This window comes from Daejeonella sp., assembly GCF_044232565.1.
Classification (GTDB): Bacteria; Bacteroidota; Bacteroidia; order Sphingobacteriales; family Sphingobacteriaceae; genus Daejeonella.
In genome coordinates this window covers 1-3,941 of the sequence record NZ_JBIILQ010000253.1, presented here as the reverse complement: position 1 = coordinate 3,941, position 3,941 = coordinate 1, and the positions used below count along the sequence as shown (strand labels likewise).

The window sequence follows — 3,941 nt, the reverse complement described above, 5'->3', positions numbered from 1 at the left end:
ATAATTCAATTAATCGCATGAAAACTAGTGGCATAAGCTTGCTTAGTCTCTTTACTGATCAGGTGATGAAAACTTGGGGTGAGCGTCTTGTGGTGCCATTGATGCATTATGTTTTGCTAAATTTATTACCACTCAGACTAGTTAGGCTTTCTAAAAACCCTTCTTTCTCGGCTGCAAGTGGTCAGTTTATGATGTTTGAGGCATCAAATTACCGTGAAAATCAATGGCATGAGCAGGTGAAACATCAGGTTGTTGAAGATGTTGAAATCATGAAGCTCATTAAAGCTTCGGCTTTTAATGGGGAGGCATTACTCGCCAATGGATATATCTATTGTCGCATGTATAAAAGTTTCGATGAATCGGTAAACGGGTTCAGTAAAAATTTTTTGGCGGGTTTTAATAATAATGTCATCGGACTATCCTTGTATCTACTTCTTGTAGTTATTAGTCCGATTGCAAGCATCTTCTTTTTGAGCAGCGATTTAGTTCTGTTTGCCTTATCTTTGATCTTGTTAAGTAGGATAATGATCTCATTGGCAGCAAGACAGAATGTGTGGCATAATGTGCTTTTACATCCTTTACAGCTCCTTTGTATGGTTTTTATTTCGGTTATCTCTGTTAAAAAGCACTTTACCAAAACTGTAATTTGGAAAGGTCGAGCAATAAGAAAATGAAACTGAACAGAATTGTAATTTGTAGTATTTTAATGGTACTGTTTCACCTTGTGGGATTGTATGGATTTTTAAATTCAGAATTTGAAATGCTTTTTATTGCGCTAGTGCCTTATCATTTACTATTGATGCTTGGATTATTGATTTTTAGCACAAATGACTTTTCTAAAGACATCAAAATTTTTGCAATAATTATTTATTTTTCTGGGTTTTTTATTGAGGTGATTGGGGTAAACACGGGACTTATTTTTGGGGATTATACCTATGGTGAGGCTCTTGGTGCCAAGGTATTATCTACTCCTTTGCTAATCGGGGTAAACTGGTTAATATTGGTTTACTGTACTGGAGTGCTTCTAGAGCAATTCAAGCTTCAAAGCAGCTTACTCTTTTCCACATTAGGAGCCCTGATTCTTTTAGGAATTGATTTTTTAATTGAGCCAATCGCCATACGTTTCAATTACTGGTCGTGGACGGCAGGAGAAATACCGATGCAGAATTATATCGGTTGGTATGTTTTTTCATTCCTGCTGTTTTTTGTTTTTAGAGCGCTAGATTTTAACAAGAATAATAAAGCTGCTATCATTCTGTTATTTGCACAGATTGGTTTTTTTCTAGCGCTGAATATTTGGGCTTTCTGAAAAACAATTTAGTATTTTTGTATTCTAAAAATATTTTGGCACAAGTAAATAAAATTAAGCTTAAGCAATGAAGTATAATCTTGAAGTAACAATCGATAATGACTCGGGCTTTTGTTTTGGAGTAGTTTATGCCATTGATATGGCGGAAGAAATTTTGGCTGAAGATGGCTATTTATACTGCCTTGGAGATATTGTTCATAATGACGAAGAAGTCAGTCGTTTGAAATTAATGGGTCTTAAGATAATCTCTCACGAGGATCTTCTGACTATCAAAAACGAAAAAGTATTGATTCGTGCGCATGGTGAAGCGCCAGAAACCTATCGTACAGCTCTTGAAAATAATATTACCCTCATCGATGCCTCTTGCCCTGTAGTGCTAAAATTGCAAAACAGAATTAAAAACACCTACGATAGTAAAGAAAAGGTATTAATCTTTGGTAAGCATGGCCATGCTGAAGTGATCGGATTACAGGGGCAAACCAATAATGAAGCCCTTGTATTTCAGGATATTGCAGAGCTTGATAACGTTGAGCTTCCTCAAAAATTCACTTTGTACAGTCAAACAACTAAGAGTACCGATAAATTTTACCAGATTAAGGATGAGCTAATTAGTCGCGGTTACGAAGTAAAAGCAAATGATACCATCTGTAGGCAGGTGTCAAACAGATACGACGATTTGAGAAAATTTGTTGTTCATTACGACAAAATTATTTTTGTCTCTGGTAAGAAATCATCCAATGGTAAGGTTCTTTTCGAGGTTTGTAAACAAATTAATCCCAATACTTATTTCATTAGTAGCGAGCAGGAATTAAGTCTACAAATGTTTAATGCTCAAGATAAAGTGGGTATCTGTGGTGCTACCTCTACGCCAATGTGGTTGATGGAAAAGGTGAAGGCCACAATCCTAGAATATTAGAATAAATACAGTGATGAGTTCAAATCAATCAAATAAAGGTGCGCTAATTGCACTGATTGTTATTGTGTTTTGGGCTTCGTCCATTGTTTTCTTAATGAATTGGGATGTTAAATTCGATAACCCGCTACTCTATCTATTTATTTTAGTACAAATGCATTTGTATACTGGCCTTTTTATTACGGCTCATGATGCCATGCATGGGACGGTTTCATACAAGCGAAATCTAAATAATGGCATTGGGCAAGTTTGCACCGCATTGTATGCTTGTTTCCCTTTTAAAGTGCTCAATACTAAGCATCATGAACATCATCGTTTTGTACATACACACAAAGATCCCGATTATTCTGAAGGGAATTTCTTCGTTTGGTATTTTGATTTTATAAAGCAATATCTCACTTGGTGGCAAGTAGTTTTAATGGCACTTGTCTTCAATATTCTTAAAATCTGGGTACCTGAGCTCAATTTATTCTTATTTTGGGTGCTTCCATCATTGCTAAGCACGTTACAGCTGTTTTACTTCGGAACGTGGCTTCCTCACCATGGCGAGCAAAATAACAAGCATCAATCTGGATCGCAGCACAAAAACCATGTTCTTGCTTTCTTGTCTTGCTATTTTTTTGGATATCACTACGAACATCATGATTCGCCCAGCACGCCTTGGTGGAACCTTTGGAAAATCAAAAATCTAGCGGAGTAATTGTTGTTATAAAGTCAAATGGATTGAAGTGTTTTAATTAATCGTTCCTTAGACTATCTTTGCATTTTATAATCTATATATGGGTAAGCAAGGTATATTATTGGTTAATCTAGGCACTCCTGATAGTCCCTCAACAAGTGATGTGAGAACCTATCTTGACGAATTTTTAATGGATGGACGAGTAATAGACTTCCCTCTTGTAGCAAGAGCCCTTTTAGTAAAGGGAATTATTGTTCCTTTCCGCGGACCGAAATCTGCTAAATTATATAGAGAAATCTGGTCTGATACAACGGGTTCGCCATTAATGCATTACAGTATTATTCAAAAAGATATGCTGCAGCAACGTTTAGGTGATGATTATCACGTGGAGCTGGCTATGCGTTACCAGAATCCATCTATTGAAAGTGCCCTAATTAAATTGAAGGATGCGCAGGTGAATAGCATTAAAGTTATCCCGATGTTTCCTCATTATGCCTCTGCAACCACCGGGTCAGTAATTGAAAAAGTTATGGAGATTGTCAGTAAGTGGCAAACTATCCCTAATATCTCATTCATTAACTCTTTTCATGATAATGAGATCATGATTGAAGCTTTTGTTGAAAATGGCTTAAAGCATAAACCGGAGTCTTATGACCATATTTTATTTAGTTTCCATGGTCTTCCAAAAAGGCATTTACGAAATTCTGATCACTCAAAACTACATTGTCAAAAAGTTGAAAACTGCTGTGCTGTAATTACTGAGAATAATAAATTCTGTTACTCTGCTCAGTGTTATGATACCGCACGTTTAATTGCAGAAAAGCTTGATTTGCCAAAAGATAAGTATACCGTTTGTTTCCAATCGCGCTTAGGAAAAGATCCTTGGGCTCAGCCATACACAAGTGTTGTACTAGAGGAACGTGCAAAACTTGGCGATAAGAGAATTCTTGTATTCTGTCCCGCTTTTGTTGCTGATTGCTTAGAAACTGTTCATGAAATCGCGGTTGAATATGCCGAAGAATTCGAAGAAATGGGCGGCG

Annotated in this window: 5 protein-coding genes; all 5 read left to right on the top strand. The window is 36.5% G+C overall.

Annotation, left to right across the window (positions count from 1 at the left end; translation table 11 throughout):
- A partial coding sequence (locus tag ACILQF_RS11490; RefSeq protein ID WP_395627545.1) for a glycosyltransferase family 2 protein occupies positions 1-674 on the top strand: 674 nt, incomplete at its 5' end.
- Complete coding sequence (locus ACILQF_RS11485) at positions 671-1,309, top strand: carotenoid biosynthesis protein (protein WP_395627544.1); 639 nt, start codon at positions 671-673, stop codon at positions 1,307-1,309. The genes ACILQF_RS11490 and ACILQF_RS11485, both read left to right, overlap by 4 nt.
- A 67-nt stretch (positions 1,310-1,376) precedes the next feature.
- Positions 1,377-2,225 (top strand): 4-hydroxy-3-methylbut-2-enyl diphosphate reductase, encoded by an 849-nt coding sequence (locus ACILQF_RS11480; RefSeq protein WP_395627543.1) that lies wholly within the window; start codon positions 1,377-1,379, stop codon positions 2,223-2,225.
- Between the two features lie 13 nt (positions 2,226-2,238).
- Positions 2,239-2,922 (top strand): fatty acid desaturase, encoded by a 684-nt coding sequence (locus tag ACILQF_RS11475; protein ID WP_395627542.1) that lies wholly within the window; start codon positions 2,239-2,241, stop codon positions 2,920-2,922.
- 79 nt (positions 2,923-3,001) lie between these two features.
- The coding region (gene hemH, locus ACILQF_RS11470; protein WP_395627541.1) for a ferrochelatase at positions 3,002-3,941 on the top strand (940 nt) is incomplete at its 3' end.

Bases quoted from the DNA above. Each gene is read 5' to 3' on its own strand.
- ACILQF_RS11480 (WP_395627543.1), top strand. From the start codon at position 1,377: ATGAAGTATAATCTTGAAGTAACAATCGATAATGACTCGGGCTTTTGT.
- ACILQF_RS11475 (WP_395627542.1), top strand. From the start codon at position 2,239: ATGAGTTCAAATCAATCAAATAAAGGTGCGCTAATTGCACTGATTGTT.
- ACILQF_RS11485 (WP_395627544.1), top strand. From the start codon at position 671: ATGAAACTGAACAGAATTGTAATTTGTAGTATTTTAATGGTACTGTTT.